The 22,166-nt window shown below is 71.2% G+C and carries 14 protein-coding genes; 6 read left to right on the forward strand and 8 right to left on the reverse strand.

Annotated elements, in window-relative coordinates; all coding sequences use genetic code 11:
* Positions 1–5 precede the first annotated feature (5 nt).
* Positions 6–1,820 (reverse strand): ATP-binding protein, encoded by a 1,815-nt coding sequence (locus NR798_RS44830; RefSeq protein ID WP_375768764.1) that lies wholly within the window; start codon positions 1,818–1,820, stop codon positions 6–8.
* A gap of 283 nt (positions 1,821–2,103) precedes the next feature.
* Here NR798_RS44830 and NR798_RS44835 point away from each other — a divergent pair, with 283 nt between their 5' ends.
* Positions 2,104–6,357 (forward strand): OmpA family protein, encoded by a 4,254-nt coding sequence (locus tag NR798_RS44835; RefSeq protein WP_375768765.1) that lies wholly within the window; start codon positions 2,104–2,106, stop codon positions 6,355–6,357.
* Between the two features lie 209 nt (positions 6,358–6,566).
* On the opposite strand, the gene NR798_RS44840 is transcribed toward NR798_RS44835, so the two are convergent.
* The gene (locus tag NR798_RS44840; protein ID WP_375768766.1) at positions 6,567–7,523 is read right to left on the reverse strand and encodes a hypothetical protein; all 957 of its coding nucleotides are present in this window, start codon (positions 7,521–7,523) and stop codon (positions 6,567–6,569) included.
* 104 nt (positions 7,524–7,627) lie between these two features.
* On the opposite strand from NR798_RS44840, the gene NR798_RS44845 reads away from it, so the two are divergent.
* Entirely contained in the window at positions 7,628–7,987 is a 360-nt protein-coding gene (locus tag NR798_RS44845; protein ID WP_375768767.1) for a GFA family protein, read from the forward strand.
* Positions 7,988–8,212: 225 nt separating this feature from the next.
* Here NR798_RS44845 and NR798_RS44850 read toward each other — a convergent pair whose 3' ends face one another.
* Both NR798_RS44850 and NR798_RS44855 read right to left on the reverse strand, forming a co-directional pair.
* Complete coding sequence (locus tag NR798_RS44850; RefSeq protein ID WP_375768768.1) at positions 8,213–9,913, reverse strand: esterase/lipase family protein; 1,701 nt, start codon at positions 9,911–9,913, stop codon at positions 8,213–8,215.
* A gap of 17 nt (positions 9,914–9,930) precedes the next feature.
* Positions 9,931–10,617 (reverse strand): FKBP-type peptidyl-prolyl cis-trans isomerase N-terminal domain-containing protein, encoded by a 687-nt coding sequence (locus tag NR798_RS44855; protein WP_375768769.1) that lies wholly within the window; start codon positions 10,615–10,617, stop codon positions 9,931–9,933.
* Positions 10,618–10,887: 270 nt separating this feature from the next.
* On the opposite strand from NR798_RS44855, the gene NR798_RS44860 reads away from it, so the two are divergent.
* Complete coding sequence (locus NR798_RS44860) at positions 10,888–14,622, forward strand: protein kinase (RefSeq protein WP_375768770.1); 3,735 nt, start codon at positions 10,888–10,890, stop codon at positions 14,620–14,622.
* Here the strand turns inward: NR798_RS44860 and NR798_RS44865 are convergent.
* The 4 genes from NR798_RS44865 to NR798_RS44880 form a co-directional block, all read right to left on the reverse strand.
* On the reverse strand, positions 14,619–14,975 hold the full coding sequence (locus tag NR798_RS44865; RefSeq protein WP_375768771.1) for a hypothetical protein: 357 nt from the start codon (positions 14,973–14,975) through the stop codon (positions 14,619–14,621). The genes NR798_RS44860 and NR798_RS44865 overlap by 4 nt on opposite strands.
* 173 nt (positions 14,976–15,148) lie before the next feature.
* The gene (locus NR798_RS44870) at positions 15,149–16,780 is read right to left on the reverse strand and encodes a sigma 54-interacting transcriptional regulator (protein WP_375768772.1); all 1,632 of its coding nucleotides are present in this window, start codon (positions 16,778–16,780) and stop codon (positions 15,149–15,151) included.
* A 126-nt stretch (positions 16,781–16,906) separates the two neighbouring features.
* Positions 16,907–17,473 (reverse strand): Uma2 family endonuclease, encoded by a 567-nt coding sequence (locus NR798_RS44875; RefSeq protein ID WP_375768773.1) that lies wholly within the window; start codon positions 17,471–17,473, stop codon positions 16,907–16,909.
* Positions 17,474–17,628: 155 nt separating this feature from the next.
* Positions 17,629–18,372, reverse strand: coding sequence for a hypothetical protein (locus tag NR798_RS44880; RefSeq protein ID WP_375768774.1), 744 nt, complete (start codon positions 18,370–18,372; stop codon positions 17,629–17,631).
* A 323-nt stretch (positions 18,373–18,695) separates the two neighbouring features.
* On the opposite strand from NR798_RS44880, the gene NR798_RS44885 reads away from it, so the two are divergent.
* Genes NR798_RS44885 through NR798_RS44895 form a run of 3 tightly spaced genes read left to right on the forward strand, consistent with a single transcriptional unit; the run spans position 18,696 to position 22,131 of the window.
* On the forward strand, positions 18,696–19,121 hold the full coding sequence (locus NR798_RS44885; RefSeq protein WP_375768775.1) for a universal stress protein: 426 nt from the start codon (positions 18,696–18,698) through the stop codon (positions 19,119–19,121).
* Positions 19,122–19,141: 20 nt separating this feature from the next.
* Positions 19,142–19,651, forward strand: coding sequence for a universal stress protein (locus NR798_RS44890; protein ID WP_375768776.1), 510 nt, complete (start codon positions 19,142–19,144; stop codon positions 19,649–19,651).
* Positions 19,648–22,131: a cation-translocating P-type ATPase gene (locus NR798_RS44895; RefSeq protein WP_375768777.1), complete on the forward strand. Its 2,484-nt coding sequence runs from the start codon at positions 19,648–19,650 to the stop codon at positions 22,129–22,131. Before NR798_RS44890 ends, NR798_RS44895 begins: the two co-directional genes overlap by 4 nt.
* The last annotated feature ends 35 nt before the right edge of the window (positions 22,132–22,166 follow it).

A 22,166-nucleotide genomic window follows, 5' to 3' on the forward strand; every position in this document is an offset into this window, starting at 1 on the left:
CTCAGCTAGAACAGATGCATGGAGGAGCCTCCGTCTGGCGGCATCGCGTCCTGCTCGGGGCGCGTCAACCGGGGCTCGCGGGGCAGCTCGATGAGGCACTCCGTCCCCTGCCCCGGCTCGCTGCGCAGCGTGATGCTCCCGCGCATCACCCCCACCATCTTCTGCACCAACCACAACCCCAGCCCCAGTCCACCGAAGTGGCGCACGGACACCGCGCGCTCGAACCGCCCCAGGATGCGTGCCTGCTCCTCCGGCGCGATGCCGATGCCGTGGTCCTTCACCGCCAGACGCGCCACGGGTCCCTCGGCCCTCACCCTCACCTCCACCGGCCGGCCCTGGCCGAACTTCAACGCGTTGGAGAGCAGGTGGCCCAGGATCTTCTCCAGCAGCCCCCGGTCCCACCACCCGACGACGGAGGCGTCCGCCTCCACCACCACCGGCGTGTCCGCCCTCGCCAGTTGCGGCGCGAGCCCCTCCACCACCTGCCGCACCACCTCCACCAGATCCAACCGCTCCAGCACCGGGTGCAGTCCCCCCTCGGCCGCCGTCTTCACGTCCACCATCTGCTCGACGAGCTGGCCCAGCCGCCACACCTGCCGCTCGGCGAACTGGAGCCGCTCCTGCAATTGCCCGGGCTGCAACGGCGCTCCTCCCTTCATCGAGCGCAGCACGCCCTGCAACTGCAGCTTGAGCGAGGCCAGGGGCGTCTTCAGCTCGTGGGAGGCCACCTCCAGGAACTCCTCGCGGGTGCGCACCGCCGCGTCCAGCGAGCCCGCCATCGCATCGAAGCTGCGCGCGAGCCGGCCCAGCTCGTCCGGCCCGTACGGCAGCTCCGAGCGGGCACTCAGGTCTCCCGAGCCCAGCCGGTTGGCCGCCTGGACGAGCCGCTCCACCGGGCGTACCACCAGCATGCGCCCCGCCGTATACAGGAGCAGGAGCGCGAAGGCCCCCGCCCCCCACAGCAGCACCAGGTCGCGCACCAGCACCTGCCGCACCGAGTTCTCCAGCACGTCGTGCGGCACGCCAATGCTCAAGTAGAGGGGCTGGCCGAGCGGCCCGGATCCCAGCGACGTGAAGGCGTGCACCCGGCGCATCCCGCGGGGCCCGGGGGCCTCCACCACGCCCATCTTCTCGTGGAAGCTGGCCTGCACGAAGGGCGCCTCCACGATGGAGCGGCCTACCCAGGCCTGCTCGTCCGGATAGCGCGCCAGCACGGTGCCCCGCCGATCATAGGCGACGATGACGGAGCCCTCGGGAATCTCCACCCGGGTGGCGAAGCCATCCAACCACTTGAGCTCCAACGAGGCGAACACCACCCCCAGCCTCCGGCCATCCGAGCCCTGAAGGGGCTGTCCGAAATAGATGACCGCCTTCCGGGTGGCCGGCTCGATGCCATAGCTGCCGATGGAGAACGCGTTCCGCGCCATCGCCCCCTTGAAGAAGTCCCGGTCCGCCAGGTTGGCGGGAGCCCCGGCCCGAATGCCCGAGCAGACGAGGCTCCCCCGTGCATCCACCACCCCCAGGTTCGCGTAGAGGGGGTGTGCCTCCAGCACGTGCCAGAGCAACGGGCCACAGGTGCCCGCCTCCAGCGTCCGCACCTCGGGCACCAGGGAGAGCACCGACAGCAGCGTCCGCGTGGAGTCGAGCAGTTGCTCGTCCTCCATGGCGACCATGCGGGTGAGCCGCAGCACGTGCGCCTCCATCTCCACCCGCATCAACCGCCGCTGCTGGGTCCAGGTGTGGAGGATGATGAGGGACGAGCCCAGGAGCGCCAGGAACACCACGAGCAGCAATCTCGCTCGCAGGTTCAGGGCTCCCACCCTGACCGCTCCTCTCCAGGGGAATGTCCGGCGAGGCATCCACGCCCTCCCGTGTCGTCAGGATGCTCCAGGTAGGTTGTGGCCACGGGCGCGCCATCCGCAACCCAGCGTGCAGGCCCGCCTGGAGGGCGGCGTCTTGACGCGTCAACGCCGGTGCCGGGCCGGTGCTTGACGCGTCAAACCGTGCCCGGCCCCGCCCATTCCGGGCCGCTCTCCCCGGGCGCTCCCTCTGAAAGTGCCTCGAGCGGCCCTGGGCATGGTTGCTGCTTTACGACCCGCAGCCATGAATCCATCATCCACCCCGCTTTACACGGCGCTCGTCCTGCTCATCGCCGTCACCTCGGGCTGCACCCGCAGCGACGCCTCCGTGGAGTCCGCTCGGCCCGAGACCGGCGTGAGCACCCAGGCACTCTTCACCAACGGCAACTTCGAGGAGGGCACGCTCAACGGCTGGAGCGTCGCCACCTTCCGCAACCCGGGCATCACCCTCCCGCCCACCAGCACCACGGACCTCAACCTCCAGACGGGAGGAGTCGACCGCACCGCCGCCAGGCAGGCCCCGGGCGGCCCCGAGAGCGAGATTCCCGCCGGCCTCACCGCCGCCGAGTCGCTGCGCTGGCCCCGCTATGGCCAGTGGGCCGCGGTGGTGAACGAGCTGGGCAACAGCAACAACGTCAACCGCCTGGTGCAGTCGGCCACGCTCGCCTCCTCCGACGTGGACCCCGCCGACGGCAAGGTGCACGTGCGCTTCGCGCTCGCCCCGGTGCTCCAGAACCCGAGCCACGCGCAGAACCAGCAGCCCTACATCTACATCACCCTGCGCAACGTGACGCGCGGCACCGAGCTGTGGAGCACGTTCAACTTCGCCAACCAGCCCGGCGTCCCGTGGAAGACCACCACCGGTAACATCCAGTACACCGACTGGCAGTCCGTCGACGTCGCGCCCGGTGACGCGCAGCTGTCCATCGGCGACACCGTGGAGCTCGACGTCATCGCCGCGGGCTGCTCGCAGGGCGGCCACTGGGGCCATGTGTACGTGGACGGCTTCGGCTCGTTCCTCCCCGGCCTCTCCATCGCCGCCACCGCCGTGAAGTCGGCCAACGCGGACTCGGACCTGACGTACACGTACCTCGTCAAGAACTCGGACCCGAGCGCGGTGAACGGCACCACCGTCACCCTCGTCATCCCGGACCAGACGACGTTCGTCTCGCTCGACACGCCGCCGGGCGTCACCTGCACCCATGACAGCGCCACCCGCACGGTGACGTGCGACCTGGGCACGATGAACCCCACCGCCAGCACCACCTTCGGCATGAAGGTGCACATCGACCCCGCGGCCACCGGCCACGTGGCCCATGGCAACTACACCGTCGGCGGCCAGGGCGTGTCCCCGCTCATCGGGCCCCTCGTCCAGACGGCCATCACCACGAGCGCCACCTACGCCGACCTCTCCGCCTCCCTCTCCGATGGCATCGTCGCCGTCGGCTGGGACAGGCCCGTCCACTCCGTCCTCACCGTCACCAACCACGGGCCCAACGCCGTCACCGGCGCCACCATCGACCAGGACTTCCCGGCCGACCTCACCGGCATCTCCTGGACGTGCACGGCCACCGGCGGCGCCGTCTGCGAGGCCGCCTCGGGCACCGGCAACCTCCACACCACCGCCAACCTCCCCGTGGAAGGCACGGTCACCTATACCGTGGACGCACGCGTCGTCCCCGGCTCCGGCTCCGGCACGCTCACCCAGCGCGCCTCCGTCTCGGTTCCCTCGGGCATCCAGGATCCGGATGACGGCAACAACACCGCCGTGGACGTCAACGGCATCGGCACCCTCCACACCGTGACGGTGCAGAAGGACCCCGCGGGCCAGGGCAGCGGCACCGTCGTCACCAGCCCCGCCGCCATCACCTGTGGTCCGGCCTGCGCCTCGGCGAGCGCCGACTTCCTCGAGGGCTCCCTGGTGACCCTCACCGCCACGGCCCAGCCGGGCAGCACCTTCGCGGGCTGGAGCGGCGGCTGCACGGGCACCACCAACCCCTGCACCCTCACCGCCAACGCGGCGGCCACCGTCACCGCCCTCTTCGACATCAACACGTACCCCATCACCACCCGCGGCAGCGGGCCCGGTGGCACCGTCACCTGCCCCTCACCCATCACCCACGGCCAGCCCGTCACCTGCACCGTCACCGTCACCCCGGGCTACACGCTCGACTCGCTCACGGACAACGGCGTGGACGTCAGCGCCTCCGTCTCCGGCGGCAGCTACGTGCTGACGAATGTCACCCAGCCGCACGACCTGGCCGCCGTCTTCACGAAGCGTCCCGGCACGGACTGGGGCGGCGCGTGCACCACCGACAGCGACTGCTCCACCGGCTTCTGCGCCGACGGCGTGTGCTGCGACACCGCGTGCGATGGCCAGTGCGAGGCCTGCAACGCGGCCGGTAGCGTGGGCACCTGCAATGCGGTGACGGGCGCGCCCCAGGGCGGCCGTCCGGCCTGCGCCGCGGATGGCACCGAGTGCGGCGGCGTCTGCGATGGCACGAAGCGCGACACCTGCGCCTACCCCGGCGAGTCCGTGCAGTGCGGCACGCCGGGCTGCTCCGCGGGCGTCGCCACCACGGCGGGCACCTGCGACGGCGCGGGCGCCTGCGCCACCCAGACGCGGAGCTGCGGCGACTACGCTTGCGGCGAGGTGGCCTGCTTCGCCAGCTGCACCTCCGATGACCAGTGCGCGGATGGCGCCTTCTGCCTGTCCGGCCAGTGCAAGCCGGAGGGGGACCACTCGAAGTGGCTCGTGCAGGGCAGCGGTTGCTCCAGCACGGGCGGCGCCGGCTCCCTGCTGCCGCTGATGCTGGGCTCGCTCGCCGCGTTCCTCCGCCGCCGCCGGAGCACGGGCGCGGTGCTCGCCGCCGCCGCCGCGGTCTCCGCTCCCGCCGCCGCCCAGGCCCAGGACGACCTGAGCCGCTCCTTCCTCGTGGAGCGCTTCCAGCCGCAGACCGGCCGCGATGACGTGCTCGGCGTGCAGTCCGCACACGTCCCCGAGCACCTCACCTTCAGTGGCCGCCTCTTCGCCGACTACGCCCACCAGCCGCTGCGGCTCGTCTCCGTCGACAACCCGGGCTTCCAGCGCATCCTCGTGGGAGGACAGACGTACCTCACGCTCGCGGGCTCCGTGGCGCTGTTCGACCGGTTCGAGCTCGGCGCGGCCCTGCCCATGATGGTCTACCAGACCACCAGCGGCGCCGGGATGGTGGACCCCAAGCTCCAGGGAGCCCTCACCACCACGGCGTTCTCCGACCTGCGCCTCAACCTGAAGACGGCGCTGCTCCGCACCGAGGACTTCGGGCTCGCGGTGTCGCTGCCCGTCACCTTCCCCACCGCCCCCAAGGACTCGTACCTGGGCGGAGGCAGCGTCACATTCAACCCCACCCTCGTCGGCGAGTGGCGCGGCCCCCACGGCTCGGCCCTCATGGCCAACGCGGGCCTCTTCTTCGGCCGCCCCCAGCGGTTCCTCAACCTGAACCTCGGCACCTCGGTGACGTACGGCATCGGCGGCAAGGTGGACCTGGTGCCCCGCTGGAAGCTCGCCCTGCTGTCCACCGTGGCCGGGGAGGTGGGGCTGAACAGCCCCTCCGTCCCGACGAGCCCCCTGGAGCTGCTGGTGGCCCTGCGCCTGGGCTACTTCAAGAACCTGGAGATGACCCTCGGCGGTGGCCCTGGCCTCACCAACGGCTTCGGCACGCCCCGCTTCCGGGTGCTCGCGGCCCTCAGCTACGCGCCCTCGGATGCCGTGCGGCGCACGGTGCAGCCGGCTCCGGCTCCGGCCGCGCCCCTCGTCACCGCGCCGCCTCCGCCGCCTCCGCCTCCCGCGCTCGTGGCGCATGACGACGAGGGCCGGGTGCTCGCGGGCCAGTCCATCACGCTGAACATCCTGCAGAACGACGAGGGCCAGCCCGGCGAGCTGCTGCGCGTGGCCGAGGTGGGAGTGACGTCCAGCGGCGGCATCGTGGAGACCACGCCCGAGGGCGCGCTGCGCTACAGCGCGAAGGAGGGCTTCTCCGGCCGCGACACGTTCACCTACCGCGTCACGGGCGCCCCCGAGCGCTCGGCCACGGCCAACGTGGTGGTGATGGTCGAGGCGCCTCCGCCGCCTCCGCCGCCGCCCGCTCCGGCGAAGGTGGTCATCGAGAAGGGCAAGCTGCGCACGCTGGAGAAGGTGTTCTTCGCCACCGCCAAGGACAACGCGCTGCCCGAGTCCCTGCCCATCCTCGACCAGGTGGCCGCGGTGCTGGAGGGCAACCCGGACATCCAGAAGCTGCGCATCGAGGCGCACACCGACGGGGCCGGCAAGGCCAGCTACAACAAGGACCTGTCACAGCGCCGCGCGCGCTGGGTGCGTGAGTACCTGGTACAGAAGGGGATTGCCCCGCAGCGGCTGGACTCGGAGGGCTTCGGCCTGGAGAAGCCCATCGACACCAACGCCACGCCCGAGGGCCGCGCCAACAACCGGCGCGTGGAGTTCGTGGTCGTCGAGTAGCACCGGGCCGGACGCGCCCACCCGTGAGCCATTCACGGGTGGGCGTGCGTGCGTCTAAGCCAGTTGAAGTAAGTCCTGTCAGGGGGGAGGTTCCGGCCGCGAGCAGGAGCAACTGGTCCGATAGTCGGACCAGTCGGCACGCCGCGTGGCCGGAAGGTGCCACGTTCTTTGCTGCGAGAGCACCCCTGAAAGAACTTGGTTCCGATGGCTTAGAAGTGGCCTTCGCGGGCCTCGTCGAAGGACACCCGGTGCTTCATGTAGAGGGTGTCCAGCATGTGGTTGCTGATGGGGTTGAGGTTGCCGTCGGTGAAGCGGTGCACCACGGCGCCCTTGCCCGCGTCCTTCAGGAAGTCGAGCGGATCCACGCTGCCGCCCAGGCCCGTGAGCGTGGGCACCGGGTCCGCGTTGTTGACGTAGTGCACGTACTGCGGGCCATCCGGATACTTCGTCGAGGCCGCGCCGAACGTCTCCACCTTCAGGTGGCTCATCAGCTGCTCCACCTGCGACTTGGACAGCCCGTCCTCGAGGCGCAGCCGCTGCTCCACGTCGAAGAGGGCCCGCGCGGTGATGAGGCCCCCCTGGCTGTAGCCCATCAGGTGCACGTCCCGGCCGGCCTTCAGCTCCGAGTAGAGGGTGTCCGCCAGCGTGTCCACGGCCGGGTTGGAGCCCTTGTCCAGCTTGTCCGTCACGCACTGGGCCAGGTCCGTCACCAGGCCCTGGGTGGCGTTGTGGATGCCCACCACCTTGGCGCCCGAGGTCTCCGCGATGGACTGCATCTCCTTCAGCTGCCCGTCCAGCGGCGTCATGATGCCGTTGACGTAGAGGATGGTCTCCGAGGGGTTCGGGTTGTTCTTCGGAGTGACGCCCGGAATCTGGCCCAGCGGGGTGCCGGGCGGGAACGTCTGGCCCTGGGTCCCCACGAACTTCCCGTCGGACAGCCGGTCCGGCTTCGCGTCACCGCCGAAGAGCCGCGTCAGCTCGGCCGCGTGCGAGGCCTCGAACACGTCCAGGCCCATCTTCACGAAGCGGGGGACATCGGCCAACCCGCTCTTGGCCAGGTCCACCACCTTCTCCAGGGGATTCAGGGACTTGCGCTCGGTGGCCGGACGGGCGGTGGTGGTGCTCGCCGGGTTGAACGCGCTCACATTGCGGTTGATGGACGTCATGGTCGGCTCCTGCAGGCCCGAAATTTGATGCGTTGCTCCATTATCCACGCAGGGGGGGGAAAGTTGCGTGGCTGACGTGCCGTCAACCTGCCTAGGCTGCGCGCATGTCCACCAACACTTCTCACACGGGCGGCTGCCACTGCGGTGCCGTCCGCTACCGCGTCGAGCTCGATCTCACCAAGCCGGTCATCCAGTGCAACTGCTCCATCTGCGCGCGCACGGGCACGCTGCTCGCGTTCGTCCCCGAGAGCAGCTTCACGCTCGAGAAGGGCGAGCAGAACCTGACCGACTACCAGTTCAACAAACAGGTCATCCATCACCTGTTCTGCAAGACCTGCGGCATCCGCTCCTTCGCGCGTGGCTCCGGCCCGAATGGTCCGATGGTGGCGATCAACACCCGCTGCCTCGACGACGTGGATGCAGCCACGCTGAACATCCAGAACGTCGACGGCAAGAGCCGCTAAGCCATCCGAAGGAAGTCCGTTCCGGAGTGCTCTTGCAGCAACGCAGAGGGCACCTTCTGGCCGCGCGGCGTGCCGACTGGTCCGACAGTAGGACCAGTTGCTCCCGAGCGCGGCCGGGACCTCCCCCTGTAGGAACCTATTTCCCCTGGCCTGGCCTCACGAAAAAAGGCCGGGCACCTCTCGGGCACCCGGCCTGTCCAGCAACACCTGTCAGCGACCTCCCGCTCAGAGCGCCGAGCAGTCGAGGCGTACCGGCTTGTGTTCCAGCGCTTGCCGGATGCCGCTGTAGACCACACCGTTCGAGGCCAGCCCGACATGGTCGACGAGGTTGGCCGGGCATTGATCCTTGTCCTGCACGAGCACGTTGCACTTGAGCGCCTGACCGGCCGCGTTCGTGCGATCACAATTCGCCATGATCCCGAACGTGTAGGGAGTCACGAAGATGTCGTTCGTGGTCAGGAGGCTCGTGTAATAGATGGGGTCGCTCGCGGGCCGCAGGTTGATCTCATTGATGAGAGACGAACCGTGGAGCAACTGCTGGCAGACCGCGGGCTGGGGAGTCGCCTGACAGCTGAACAGCACCGTCGCCAACAGCTCCAGCATGGAGCCCTTCTCGATATTGACGCCCTGGTGGGGTGAGCCCAGGGTGATGAGGCTCTCGACGGAGTTGGGGCCGTAGTCGTGGACATAGGTCCGTGACGTGATGCCTCCCTGGCTGTGGCCAATCAGGTTGACCTTCTGCGCACCGGTCCGGAGCAACACATCCGCCACCTTGTAACTGAGCTGCTGCGCGCCCTTGTGGATGTCGATCAGTCCGAGCTCGGGGAGCTCGAAGAACTCGACGGTGTAACCGTCCGCCCGCAGACGCGCCTCCAGGAGCCAGTAGAGGAATTCCCCGGCCATGGTTCCGCCCACGATGATGACCGGATTCTTCTGGGTCACCGCCGGAGGAGGAGGCGGCGGCGGAGCCGTGGTGATGTCGCAGGTCACCACGCTGGCCAGCGCGGTGCCCGGGTTGGGGATGGCGGGAGGATCCGCCGCCAGGCACGCCCACGAGGAGCCCTGGGGCCCGTGCTGCACCATGAACTCGGCGTGGGCCGAGCCATTGCCCGCGTAGGAGAGCTCACACCCGCCGCCCAGCATCTTGCCCGTCACCGGAGGGGGGACGATGGACTTGGGATAGCTCGACACCGGCGACTTCATGCCCTGGGTCACCGAGCAGCGCAGGGCGGGTTTGCTGGGGAGCGTGGCCGCCTGCGTGGGATCGATCGCCACCCGGCAGGCGACGAGCGAGGCCTCGACGGTGGCATCCTGGCCGTTGTTCGGCGGATCGGCCGCCTGGCAGAACCACCCCTGACCATTGGCCGAGGGCTTGGAGATCACCACGTTCTCGGCGTGGACGGAGCCATTCAGGGCGTGCGAGCTGTCACAGCCTCCGGAGACGACGGCATAGCCGTCCGAGACGAGGGCCGGGGAGAGGGTCACCTCGGCGGCCGGGTTGCGCGAGGGGCCCGTCTTCTTGGAGAGGGTGGTGCACTGCAGGCGCAGGCTGCTGATGCTCGGGTCGCTGGCCTTGCAATAGGTGACGGAGGCCTTGGCCCAGGCGGGGTTGGAGACGAACGCCGGATCCGCTCCCTTGCACCGCCAGCCCTGCTCTCCGTCCGGGGCGTTCTGCACCATCACCGCGGCATGCACGGAGTCGAAGCCGAAGCGCGACACCTCGCACCCACCGCCCACCCGGACGTAGCCCTGTTGCTGTTTGTCGAGGGGGACCATCGCCACCGCCTTCGGGTTGGCGGCCAGGCCGGAGGCAGGAGCCCTCGCCTGCGTCGTCTGGCAGTCGAAGGTCACCTGCGCGGCGGCCGTCGAGCCCGCCAGCAGGAACGCGGCGGCCAGACCCAGATATGTGCTCTGCATGGATTTCATCGCGGGTCTCCAGCCTTTCACTTCACCACTTCGCGCAGCGTGATCTCGTAGATGAGCGTGGCATTGGGCGGAACCTTGCCGGGGACGCCCTCGGCGCCGTACGCCAGCTGCGGGGGGATGACGAAGCGGTACTTGCTGCCCATGGGCATGAGCTGGAAGGCCTCCGCCAGGCCCTTGATGCCATCACTGACGCCCATGACGGCGGGCCGGCCCAGGGCCGCGGAGCTGTCGAACTCCGCTCCCCCCGCGATGGACGCCGTGTAGTCGAACACCACCCGGTTCTTGGGGCCGGGGCGCGGGTGCGGAGAGGCAGAGAGGACCACGTACTGAAGGCCACTCGGGGTCGTGACCACGCCCTTCTCCTTCGAGTGCTTCGCCAGATGGTCCTGCCCCGCCTTGCCGTACTTCGCCCTGTCCTCCTCGAGCTTCTTCTTGTGGTTCTGGAGCATCGCGGAGCGGGACCTGTCACGTGCCTTGAGGAGCTCCGCGGCGCTCAACAGGGAGGGCTTTCCCTCCAGGTTGTCCCGGAGGCCCTGGAGCAAGGCATTGATGTCCAGGTCCGCACCCGTCTGCTTGATGGAGCCCGCGATCTCCTGGCCGAGGGCGTAACTGTTCTGCGCCTTTTCCGTTCCGAGGGCCGCCGGCGTTTGTGCCGCCGCCGCGGTCGCGATGGTGCAGAGGAGAAGGAAACCCATCCGTGTCATGTCGTCGAACTCCTGGGGTGAGTGACTGCGGCCGTTCACCACAGCAAGCCATGAGCCAGCGTCCGCCGAGGCCGCGCACCGCCCAAGGGGGCATGATCAGGCCCCTGCCACCCGGCGAGACGACCCCCGGGGAAGGCCTGACGTGTCACGAAGGGCGCCTGACACGTCAGCCCACGCCTGCTTGGGGTGCATACGAGCGCGCCGCCCCGGCGAAAGGAGCGGCCAGGACGTCCACTCACGGGAGTTACCGGAGGCCTCGGGTCCGCCGGTATGCTGCTCCCCGTGCGGAACACAGGGGCGAAGCAGGAGGCGTACGAAGAGGAGTTGCTCCTCGCGTTGGACGAAGGACTGCTCTCCCACGAGGAGACAGACGCCATTCGCGAGGAAGCGCTCCGGAGGGAGCTCGGCCCGCTGGAGCTGCTGAGGGAGCGGGGCCGGCTCTCCGAGGACACCCTGCACCTGCTGCGCGAGGAGCTCTCCCGCGAGGACACCGCCCGGCACGCGGGCTCCTCGGCCCCGGGTGGCGCCCAGCCCGAGGAGGCCGCCACGCTGGCTCCCGGCACGCCCTCCCGCCCGTCCCCCTCCGGTACGCCGTCCCCCTCCGGCAGCGGCCCCGCCTCCAGCGAGCCCCGCGAGCCCGCCTTCCCGGTGCCCGGGTGGGACCGCTACCAGCCCGTGCGCTTCCTCGGCCAGGGCGGCATGGGCCTCGTCTTCCTCGCGTATGATCCCCTGCTGCGCCGCAACGTGGCGCTCAAGTTCGTGCGCGGGGACAATCCCGAGCTCGCACGCCGCTTCCTCGCCGAGGCCCGTGCCCAGGCCCGCGTGCGTCACGAGCGCGTGTGCGAGGTGTACGAGGTCGGCGAGGTGCACGGCCGCGGCTTCATCGCCATGCGCTACGTGGACGGGCAGCCGCTGGGCCAGCTCGCGGGCTCGCTCCCGTTGGAGCAGAAGGTGCTGCTGCTGCGCCAGGCCGCCGAGGGCGTGCACGCCGCCCACCGCGCCGGGCTCGTCCACCGCGACATCAAGCCCGCCAACATCCTCGTGGAGCGCACGCAGGACGGGGGCCTCTCCCCCTTCGTCATGGACTTCGGCCTGGCGCGCGACTGGAAGGAGGAGGGCACGGCCTCGGGCGAGGTGCTCGGCACGCCGCACTACATGGCGCCCGAGCAGGCCCGTGGCGAGGTGACGCAGCTGGACCGGCGCGTGGACGTCTACGCCCTGGGCGCCTCGCTCTACGCGCTGCTCACCGGCCAGCCACCCTTCACCGGCGCCAATGCCCTCGAGGTCATCACCCGCCTCCAGGCCGAGGAGGCCCGGCCCCCGCGCGCGCTGGACAAGGACATCCCCGCGGACCTCGAGGCCATCGTCCTCAAGTGCCTGGAGAAGGAGCGCCCGGCCCGCTACGACTCGGCGCGCGCCCTCGCCGAGGACCTGGAGCGCTTCCTCGCCGGCGAGCCGGTGTTGGCGCGTCAGGGCCTCGGCTACCGGCTGCGCAAGAAGGCCCGCAAGCACCGGGTGGCGCTGTCGCTGGGCTCGGCCGCGCTGCTGGTGGTGACGCTGGCCCTGGGGCAGGCCGTGCTCGCCCGCAGCGAGGTGGCCGAGCGCGAGCGCCTCTCCCGCCGCTTCACCGAGCGCGTGGAGCGGATGGAGGCCTCGGCGCGCTACTCCGCCCTCTCCCGGCTGCACGACACGCGCGCGGACCGCGAGGCCCTTCGAGCGGAGATGGCCGCGCTGGAGGCCGAGGTGCGCGAGGCCGGTGAGCACGCCGTGGGCCCGGGACAGTACGCCCTGGGCCGCGCGCTGCTCGCCCTGGAGGACCGGGAGGGCGCGCGCGCGCGGCTCGAGTCCGCCTGGGCGCACGGCTACCGCGAGCCGCGCGTGGCCTGGGCGCTCGCGCTGGTGCTCGGCCACCTCTACCAGGAGCAGCTGCTGCTGGACGTGGAGCGCCGCAGCCCCGAGCAGCGCGAGGCCCGCCGCCGCGACATTCAACAGCGCTACCGCGACCCGGCCCTCGCCTACCTCCGCCAGGCCGAGGGCCCCGACGTCCCCGCCCCTCCTTTATATGTGAAGGCGCTCCTCGCCTTCTTCGAGGAGCACCACGAGGAGGCCCTGGCCCACCTGGACGCCATGGGCAACACGCAGCCCTGGTTTCACGAGGCGCCTCTGCTCCGGGGCGACATCCTCCTGGCCCGGGCCACGCAGCGCTGGAACCAGGGGGACCGGGAAGGCGCCCAGACGGACCTCGAGGCCGGCCGCCGGGCCCATGCCTCCGCCATCGCCACCGCCGAGAGCGCTCCCGCCGGGCACTACTCCCTGGCGCGCCTGGAGACCGCCGCGCTCATCCTGGAGCTGTATGGCCAGGGCAACGTCCTGCCCCACTACGAGCGCGGCCTGGAGGCCCTCTCCCGCGCGCTCACCGCCGCGCCCGACCACGCCCTCTCCCACCTGGCCGCGGCGCGCCTGCACCGCCGGCTCGCCGAGTATCGCCTCCAGAAGGGTGGCGAGGGCGTGGAGCCGCTGCTGGAGAAGTCCCTCGCCGCCTCCCGCGCCGCCCAGGCGCTCGCGCCCTCGGACCGCGTCACCCTGGAGCTGGCCGTCACCTACAGGCTGGCGGCCCGCTCCCGGCAGCAGCAGGGGATGGAGCCGCGCGAGCAGCTCCGCCTGGCCCTCGACGCCTTCGAGCGCATCCGCCCCGAGTCCCGCGACTACCCCTACTTCATCAACCTCGGGATGACCTGGCGGGTGTGGGCCGACTACGAGAGCGAGCACGGGGGCGAGCCGCTCGTCCATCTGGGCAAGGCCATCGACGCGTACCTCGCGGCCAGCCACCTGGACGAGCGTCAGCTGGAGACGTGGATCAACCTGGGCAGCGTGTACCGCAAGCGGGCCTCGGTCCCCCACGCTCCGGATGTGGCGGGAGACCTGGAGCGGGCCCGCGACGCGCTCGACCGGGCGCTGGCCCTCAACCCCGCCCAGGCCGCGGCCTGCTTCCAGGGGGCCTATGTCTCCGAGCTGCTCGCCCGCCATCACCGGGACCGGGACGAGGAGTACGTGCCCCACCTGGAGAAGGCGGTGGCCCTCTACCGCCAGGGCCTGGCCGTCAGCCCCAAGCTGCAACAGCTCCACTACGGCCTGGGCGCGGCGCTCCTGTGGCAGGCCGAGCAGCTCTGGGAGGACGGTGGCGCTCCCGAGCCCCTGCTCGCCGAGGCCGGGAAGGCCTTCGAGCAGGCCCGGGACGTGGCGCCCCAGCAGGCCTTCTCCCACAACAACCTCGGCGAGGTGCGGGTGACGCGGGCCCTCTTCCAGCTCGCGCGGCGGGAAGACCCCGGCCCGGAGCTGCGCGCGGCCGTGGAGTCCTATCGCCAGGCGCTCGCGCTGCTGCCCGGAGACGCCGACCTCTGGGCCAACCAGGCCCGGGCGCACGTGTTGATGGCCACCTGGAGGCTGGAGCAGGGGGAAGATCCACGGCCGGAGCTCGGCGGGGCCGAGCAGGCCCTGGAGAAGGCGCGCGCGCTCAACCCCCGGCTGGGCAACGCGTGGCGGTACCAGGGAGAGGCGCTCGGTATTCGGGCCCGCTGGCTGGCCCGCCGGGGGCAGGCCCGGGAGGAGGACTTCGAGCGGGCGGCGAAGGCCTGGAACCAAGCGCTGGAGCTGGAGCCCCGGCAGTGGGAATACCGGCTCGGCGCCGGCCACTTCCTGCGCGAGCAGGCCGGGTGGAAGACGCTCCAGGGCGGCGACGGTGCCCCGGAGCTGAAGCGGGCCCTGGAGCTGGCCGGGCAGACACTCGCCGCCCGGCCCCGGTGGGCCCGAGCCCGCGTCCTGCACGCCAGCGTGCTCCTGGCGATGGCCGGGACCGCCGCCACCCCGGAGCAGCAACACACGTGGCGGCAGCAGGCCCGGGAGGAAGGAGAGCAGGCCCTGGCCCACAATCCCCACCTCGGGCCCGAGTGGCGTCACCGGCTCCTCGGCTCGCGCGAGCCGGTGGCCGGTCCGCCCGTGCCCTAACGCCGCTTCTTGTCCTCCGGGGGATCCACCGGCACCTCCAGCTCGCCCCGCTTCACCTCCCAGTTGGGGAACTTCTTGCGGTGCGCGTCGGGGATGGTCGCGGTGAAACCGTACTTGCTCCCGGGGGTGACGCTGGTGGAGACCGTCTCCGGGGCCGAGGCCGTCGCCTGGTTGCTCGAATTGAGCGTGAGGGGATCCGACGAGGTGAAGCAGCAGGGGGTGTCGAAGTCCACCTCGACGTCGACGGGGATGCCATCCACCTGGAAGGTCACCGAGTCGTTCGCGTGGATCTGATTGCTGGGCGAATAGCGGATGGTGCCATCCGCGAGGATTTCGACGACGACGAGGGACATGCTCTGGGGCTCCTGGTGTCCCGCGCGGGGACGTTGGAAGAACGTTGCCAGCGGGAGGTTGCAGGCACCGTACCAGCCCCTCGGACACGCCTCCTCCCTCGGGAGCACGCCGCCCCGGCCGCGCCGGAGCCCGGCTGGCACGTCACGGACACGTCAGGCCCGGGACTGACGTGTCAGTCGCCGCCGAGGCCCAGCTCGCGCACGCGGCGCTGCAGGGCGCGCTTGGAGACCTCGAGCCGCCGCACCATCTGGTCCAGGTCGCCCTGGCACTCCTGGAAGCAGCGGGTGATCTCCTCCGGGCTCAAGTCCCGGGCGGTGCGGATGAGGGAGCTCTTGTCGATGAGCACGTAGACGGAGGAGCGGGGAATGCCCAGCCGGTCTGCGGCGGCCTTGAGATCCCACGAGCTGGCGCGCAGGGCCTCCAGCAGCTCCTGCTCGCCCACGTCCGAGGGCTTGCGCCGGGCGGCCTTGTCGTCGGCGGAGTCCGGCTCCTCGGCGGAGGAGGACGGGGCCGGCGCGGACACGGCCTGTCCGGGGATGGGGGCGGCGGCGGAGTCCAGCTCCTGCTCGAGCCGCGCGTCCACGCGCAGGTGGGGCAGGCCCCGGCTGCCGATGACGAGCTGCCGGGCGACGTTGCGCAGCTGGCGGATGTTGCCGGGCCACGCGTAGCGCACCAGGCGCATGGCCAGCGACGTGGGCAGCCACGGCTCGGCGCGCGGGTCCGCGGACGTCAGCCGCTGGGCCTCGCCCGTGGTCTCCAGCTCCTGGCGGGCGAAGTGCATGAAGAGGGTGCCGATGTCCTCGCGGCGCTCGCGCAGCGGGGGCACCTGGATTTCGTAGCCCGCCAGCCGGTGCAACAGCGGCGCCTTGAAGTGCCCCTGGCGGATGCGCTCCTCCAGGTTGGCGTCGGTGGCGGTGATGAGCCGCACGTCCACGCGCACCGGGGCACTGCCGCCCACGGGGAACACCTCGCCCGTCTCCAGCACGCGCAGCAGCGCCACCTGCACCTCGGGCGGCGCCTCGCCCACCTCGTCGAGGAAGAGCGTGCCCCCGTGCGCGGCGCGGAAGAAGCCCTCGCGGTCCCCGGTGGCGCCCGTGTACGCGCCCTTGCGCGCGCCGAACAGCTCGGCGGAGACCAGCTCCTTGGAGAGGGCGCCCAGGTTGACGCTGATGAAGGGCCCGTCCCGGCGCGTGCTGTGCTGGTGGATGGCGCGGGCCACCAACTCCTTGCCCGAGCCCGTCTCGCCCCGGATGAGCACCGGCACGTTCAGGTCCGCCACGCGGGAGACATCCTCGCGCACCCGGCGCACGCCCTCGCCCTGGCCCACCATGCCCAGCTCCCCCGGGCCGGACTCGGGAGAGGAGGACGCGTGGTGGAGCAGCAGCACCACGCGCTCGGCGAGCTCCAGCGGCACGCCCGCGGCCAGCTCCTCGGGAGAGAACTCGCGGCAGCCCACGACGGGCTGCCCGGCCACGCGCACGCCCGTCCCATCCTCCGGCACGAGCAGCCGCACTCCGCCACGCGCCCCGGGCTCGAACTGCACGGGCTTGCGGCTGATGAAGGGGTCCCCGAGGGGGAGGGCCAGGACGCTGCCGGGACGGGAGAAGTCCGGGGCATTGCGCGACAGGGAGGCCGTCCGGCCCGCCGCGGCGATCATCTCGCTGAGCAGCCGCCGCTCGCCGATGCGCTGGGGCTGCGGGTGGGAGACGATGGTCAGGGCCGGCACGGTGCGCGGGGCCACCGCGGCCCTGCCACGCGAGTGCACGGCGGTCGTCGAGAGGTCTTCGGTGAGCTTCTTCTGCATGGGGCCTGAGCGGGGCGTCAACGCCCCCGGGAGTCTACACCGCTCTGGCCACCGGGTGCTCGGGCCTGGCAACACCCCGGCCAGGCGGCTCCTACCTTCTCAGAACGCTGGAGGTAGACCGGACGCTCACCTGGGAGGGAGCCAGAGTGCTTCGAGCTCCAGCTCCACGGCCTCGAAGGGCTCGGCGCGGATGCGCGCGTCCCCGGCGTAGTTGCCCGCGAGCACCCAGCGCTTCCCCTCGCGCCGGAAGACCTCGAGCGCCCGGTTGAACGGATCGATGAGCCAGACATGGTCCACCTGCTCGCGCATGTAGACGGGCATCTTCTTCATCCGGTCGAAGCTCGAGGTCGACGGAGAGAGCGTCTCGCAGACCCAGTCCGGCGAAAGGGTGAAGAAGGGCTCGTCCGGGTAGACCGGCATCCGCGTGCGCTTCCAACCAGCCAGATCCGGGACGAGCACATCACCGCCGAAGTGCAACTCCGGCTCGTCGAGGATCCACCAGCCCCCCGGTCCTCCCCGCCCCCGTTGGAAGGGTCCGCTCAGCTCACCGCCGAGCGCGGAGGTCACGAGCGTATGGCGGCTGGCGGGCCGGGGCGAGGCGAGGAGCTCACCCTCGACGAGCTCTCCCACCACCGTCTCCGGCAGGGCACAGAGGTCCTGGTACGTCGCGGGTTTCTTGACCGAGACCGTCATGGGTTCCGGCAAGAGAAGACCACGCCCCCACCCGCAAGGGGAAGCGTCCTCATGGGACATGAAGGGCTCCATTGCTCAACAGGTAGCATGAGCCCTTCCCTACTTCTACAGTAATCAACACAGGGGTGACCTTGGCGGTCACCCCGCGCCCGTGCCTACTGCGCGCAGTAGGTGTTGCGGTCGATGATGGCCGTCACGTTGACGACCGAGCCGGGGCGCACGACGAACTCGCTGGCGCCCACGTGCGTGTCCTGGCCGCACCAGTCATACGTGTAGCCCAGGCCCGTCCACGGGTACTGCGTGGACTGCCAGAAGCCGTAGCTGGAGGCGTAGTTGTTGGAGATCCACGTCCGGTGCTCGCTGGACACACCGGCGGGGAACGTCAGGCCGCACGTGGTGTCGGTGATCTCCGAATCCGGGCAGGGCCGGAACATGTCGCCCGGCTTCACCCACATCTCGACGAACTGCCGCTTGTTGTCCGCCTCGGTGGCCGGGGGCAGGCCGAGGTACTGGTTGACGCGCACGATGCGGGCCGCGTCGTCCGTCACCGTCTTGCACAGCTCCTTGAGCTGCGGCACCGCGGTGACCCAGATCTCCCGCGACAGCGTGTTGTCGCCCTGCGCGTAACCGGTGAACGTGGTCCACGCGACCATGCGCACCATGCTCTGGTCCTCGTTCCACGACAGGCGCGTGTTGGACGGGGTGATGGCCCACAGGCCGTTGGTCACCTCCTCCGGGGTGGACTCGAAGGCATCGCGGATGGCCTCGTCGTACGTCTCCTGCGTGCAGGCCGCGGGCTGCGCGGGCGGCGGCGGCTGCTCCTCCTCGGGACCACAGGCCACCAGCGACATCAGGGCCACGGCGAGCCAACGCGAACGCGGCATACCTTCGTGCTTCATCTCTCTCTACTCCTGTCAGGGGGGATGGGGCCGCGCACTCTCTCAGAGGAGGCACCCCGGCGGAAACGGGTCCCGGAACACCCCGCAATTCCCAGATTTCGAGAGGGGCTGTCAGCTGCGCGCCAAGGCCCTCCCGGGCTTCCGGGCGCCCGCCCGCGAGCCGGCCCGGGTGGCCCGGGCACGCGGTGTGCAACTTTGAAAGGAAGGCGCGGGCCTCGCGCAACGATTGCGTCTGTTCCACGCAGCGCTTGCGCGCGCTCGGCGTTCCGCCCGCGTCCTTCCCTCGGAAGAGGGCTGGCACGGGACATGGAAGGGAGAGGGGTATGGCTCGCATCCTCATCGCGCTCGATGGCTCACCTGCCTCCTTGCGCGCCCTGGAGTTCGGCGCCTCCCTGGCCGCGAAGCTGGGAGTGGGGCTCCACCTGCTGCACGTGATGCCGCAGGTGGTGCTCCCGGTGGGAGGCATGGGCCCGGGGGCGCTCTCCGAGTTGCAGCACTCGCTCCAGGCCGAGGGTACCCGGCTGCTCGCCGCCCTGGCGGACAAGGCCCGCTCGCACGGGGTGGCGGTGGAGACGGAGCTGGGCGTGGGGAACGCGGCCATCGCCATCGCCGATCGCTCGGAGGCGGAGGACATCCAGCTGGTGGTGATGGGGAGCCGGGGGCAGGGAACGGTGGCACGGCTGCTGCTCGGCAGCGTGGCCACCGAGGTGGTGCACACGGCCACCAAGCCCGTGGTGGTGGTGCGATGAGCGGGCCCGGAGGAAGCGCGATGCGGCGGATACTCGTGGCGGTGGACAGCACCGATGTGGCGCGCGAGGCGACCCGCGTGGCCCTGGACCTGGGCGGGCGAGTGGGCGCGCAGGTGACCCTGGTGCACGTGCTGCCGGACTCGGTGGCCGAGGGCGAGATGGCGGACTTCGCCGCCTTCGAGCGCGCCTGCGAGGACTACGCGCGCGGCCTGCTGGAGGAGCTGCGCCAGCACACCGGCCGCAGCGGCCCGTCCACCAGCATCGCGGTGCTGCACGGCGAGCCGGCGGAGGCCATCTCCAAGGCGGCCGAGGCCGAGGACGTGGACCTGGTCATCGTGGGCACCCGGACGCGCGGGACGCTGGCGCGCACGCTGCTGGGGAGCGTCGCGGACACGCTGCTGCGCGCCTGCCCCAAGCCGGTGATGGTGGTGCCCGAAACGGGCCGCAAGCTGCGCTCCCGCCAGGAGGACCCGGAGCGGGAGCTCGCCGAGGCCCTCGCCTTCACGAAGCAGGGCGGAGTCCCGGGATGAACGGCCCGCTCCCGCCCATGTCCCGGGAGCAGTCCGTCCCCGTCCCCCCTGCCCCGCCGGGGCCCGCGAACACCGTCCTGGGACTGAGCCGGGCCGAGGCCACGCGGCGCCTGGCCGAGCACGGGCGCAATGAAATCCAACGCGAGGAGACGCGCTCGCCCTGGGTGGTGCTGCTCGGGCAGTTCCGCTCGCCCATGATCGCCCTGCTGCTGGGGGCGGGCGGGGTGTCGGCGCTGCTGGGCGAGCACGCGGACGCCATCGCCATTGGCGCCATCGTGGTGCTCAACGCGCTCATCGGCTTCCTGCAGGAGTTCAAGGCGGAGCAGGCGCTGCTGGCGCTGCGCTCGATGACGGCGCCGCGGGCGCGGGTGATGCGGGACGGCTACGCGGTGCAGCTGCCCTCGGCGGAGGTGGTGCCCGGGGACGTGCTGCTGCTGGAGGCGGGGGATGTGGTGGCCGCGGACGCGCACCTGCTGGAGGCGCACGCCCTGGCCACCAACGAGGCGGCGCTGACGGGCGAGAGCGCGCCGGTGGACAAGGCCGCGCGGCCGGTGGCCGAGGGCACGCCGCTGGCGCAGCGCACGGACACGGTATTCCTGGGCACGGCGGTGACGCGGGGCACGGGGCTGGCCGAGGTGCGGGCCACCGGCATGCGCACGGAGCTGGGGAAGATCGCCCACCTGCTGGCCTCGACACAGGACACGAAGACGCCGCTGGAGGAGCGGCTGGAGCAGGTGACGAAGACGCTGCTGGTGGCGTGCCTGGCCATCGTGGTGCTGGTGGCGGCGCTGGGCCTGTGGCGGGGCCACGGGTGGATGACGATGCTGCTCTCCTCCATCTCGCTGGCGGTGGCGGCCGTGCCCGAGGGCCTGCCCGCGGTGGTGACCATCGCCCTGGCGATGGGCGTGCGGCGCATGGCGGCGAGGCACGCGCTGGTGCGGCGGCTCCAGGCGGTGGAGACGCTGGGCTCGGCGACGGTGGTGTGCACGGACAAGACGGGCACGCTCACCACGGGCACCATGGAGGTGCGCGAGGTGTGGGGCGACAACTCCCACGCCATCCTCTTCGCCGCGGCGGCGTGCTGTGACGCCTCGCTGGGGCCGGACGGCAAGGAGGGCACGGGAGACCCCACGGAGCTGGCGCTGCTGCGCGCGGCGCTCACCCGGGGCATCCGCCGCGAGGAGCTCGAGCGGGACAGGCCGCGCGTGGCGGTGCGGCCCTTCGACTCGGAGACGAAGCGCATGTCCATCCTCCGGGCGGACGGGGCGCTCTACGTGAAGGGAGCGCTGGAGGTGCTGCTGCCGCGCTGCCGCAACGCCACGGTGAGCGCCTCGCGGGCGGCGAGTGAGCTGGCGAACCGGGGCCTGCGGGTGCTGGCGATCGCCCGGGGCGAAGGGCCCGAGGAGGAGAACCTGGAGTTGCTGGGGCTGGTGGGCATGGCGGACCCGCCGAGGCCCGAGGCGGTGACGGCGGTGGCGGCGGCGCGCGCCGCGGGGGTGCGCACGGTCATGATTACCGGCGACAGCGCGGAGACGGCCCAGGCCATCGGGCGCGAGCTGGGCATCCTGCTGCCGGGGGAGGACGCCGCCGAGCGCATCCACGCGCGGGTGACGGCGGAGGACAAGCTGCGCATCGTCCGGCGCTGGAAGGAGCGGGGCGAGGTGGTGGCGATGACGGGGGACGGGGTGAACGACGCGCCGGCGCTGCGCGAGGCGCACATCGGCATCGCCATGGGGCGCACGGGCACGGAGGTGACGCGCGAGGCGGCGGACCTGGTGCTCACCGACGACAACTTCGCCACCATCGTCACGGCCATCCGCGAGGGCCGGGCCATCTACGAGAACATCCGCAAGACGCTGGTGTACCTGCTGGTGGGCAACGTGGGCGAGCTGATGCTGATGCTGGCGGCCTCGCTGGTGGGTCTGCCGCTGCCGCTGGTGCCGCTGCAGCTGTTGTGGATCAACCTGGTGACGGACAGCCTGCCGGCGCTGGCGCTGGTGATGGACCCGGCGCGCGCGGAGCTGCTCAACCGCCCGCCCCGACGTCCGGACGAGCCGATGCTGGGCGCGGCGCAGTGGCGCGCCATCCTGCTGGTGGGGACGCTGGAGGCGCTGATGGTGCTGGGGGTGTTCATCTGGGCGGACCCGGCGCACGACGTGGACCGGGCGAGGGCGCTGGCCTTCTCCACGCTGGTGTTCTCCGAGCTGCTGAGGGCGTTCGCGGCGCGCAGCACCACGCGGCTCTTCTGGGAGGTGGGGCCCTTCACCAACCGGCTGCTGCTGGGCATCGTCCTCTTCTCGGTGGGGCTGCAGTGGGGGCTCTACGAGCTGCCGGCGGCGCGGGAGCTGTTCGGGCTGGGGGCGCTGCGCCCGTGGGAGCTGGGACTGGCGTTGGCGCTGGGCTTCGTCCCGGTGACGGTGTTGGAGCTTTCCAAACTGATGCGCCGGTTGTCATTGCGCCCCAGGGCCGAGGCGTGTTGATTGCGCCTCCCAACGGAGGCCCTTCGGCTTCCGTC

Source organism: Archangium gephyra, assembly GCF_042230915.1.
GTDB classification, from domain to species: Bacteria; Myxococcota; Myxococcia; order Myxococcales; family Myxococcaceae; genus Archangium; species Archangium gephyra_B.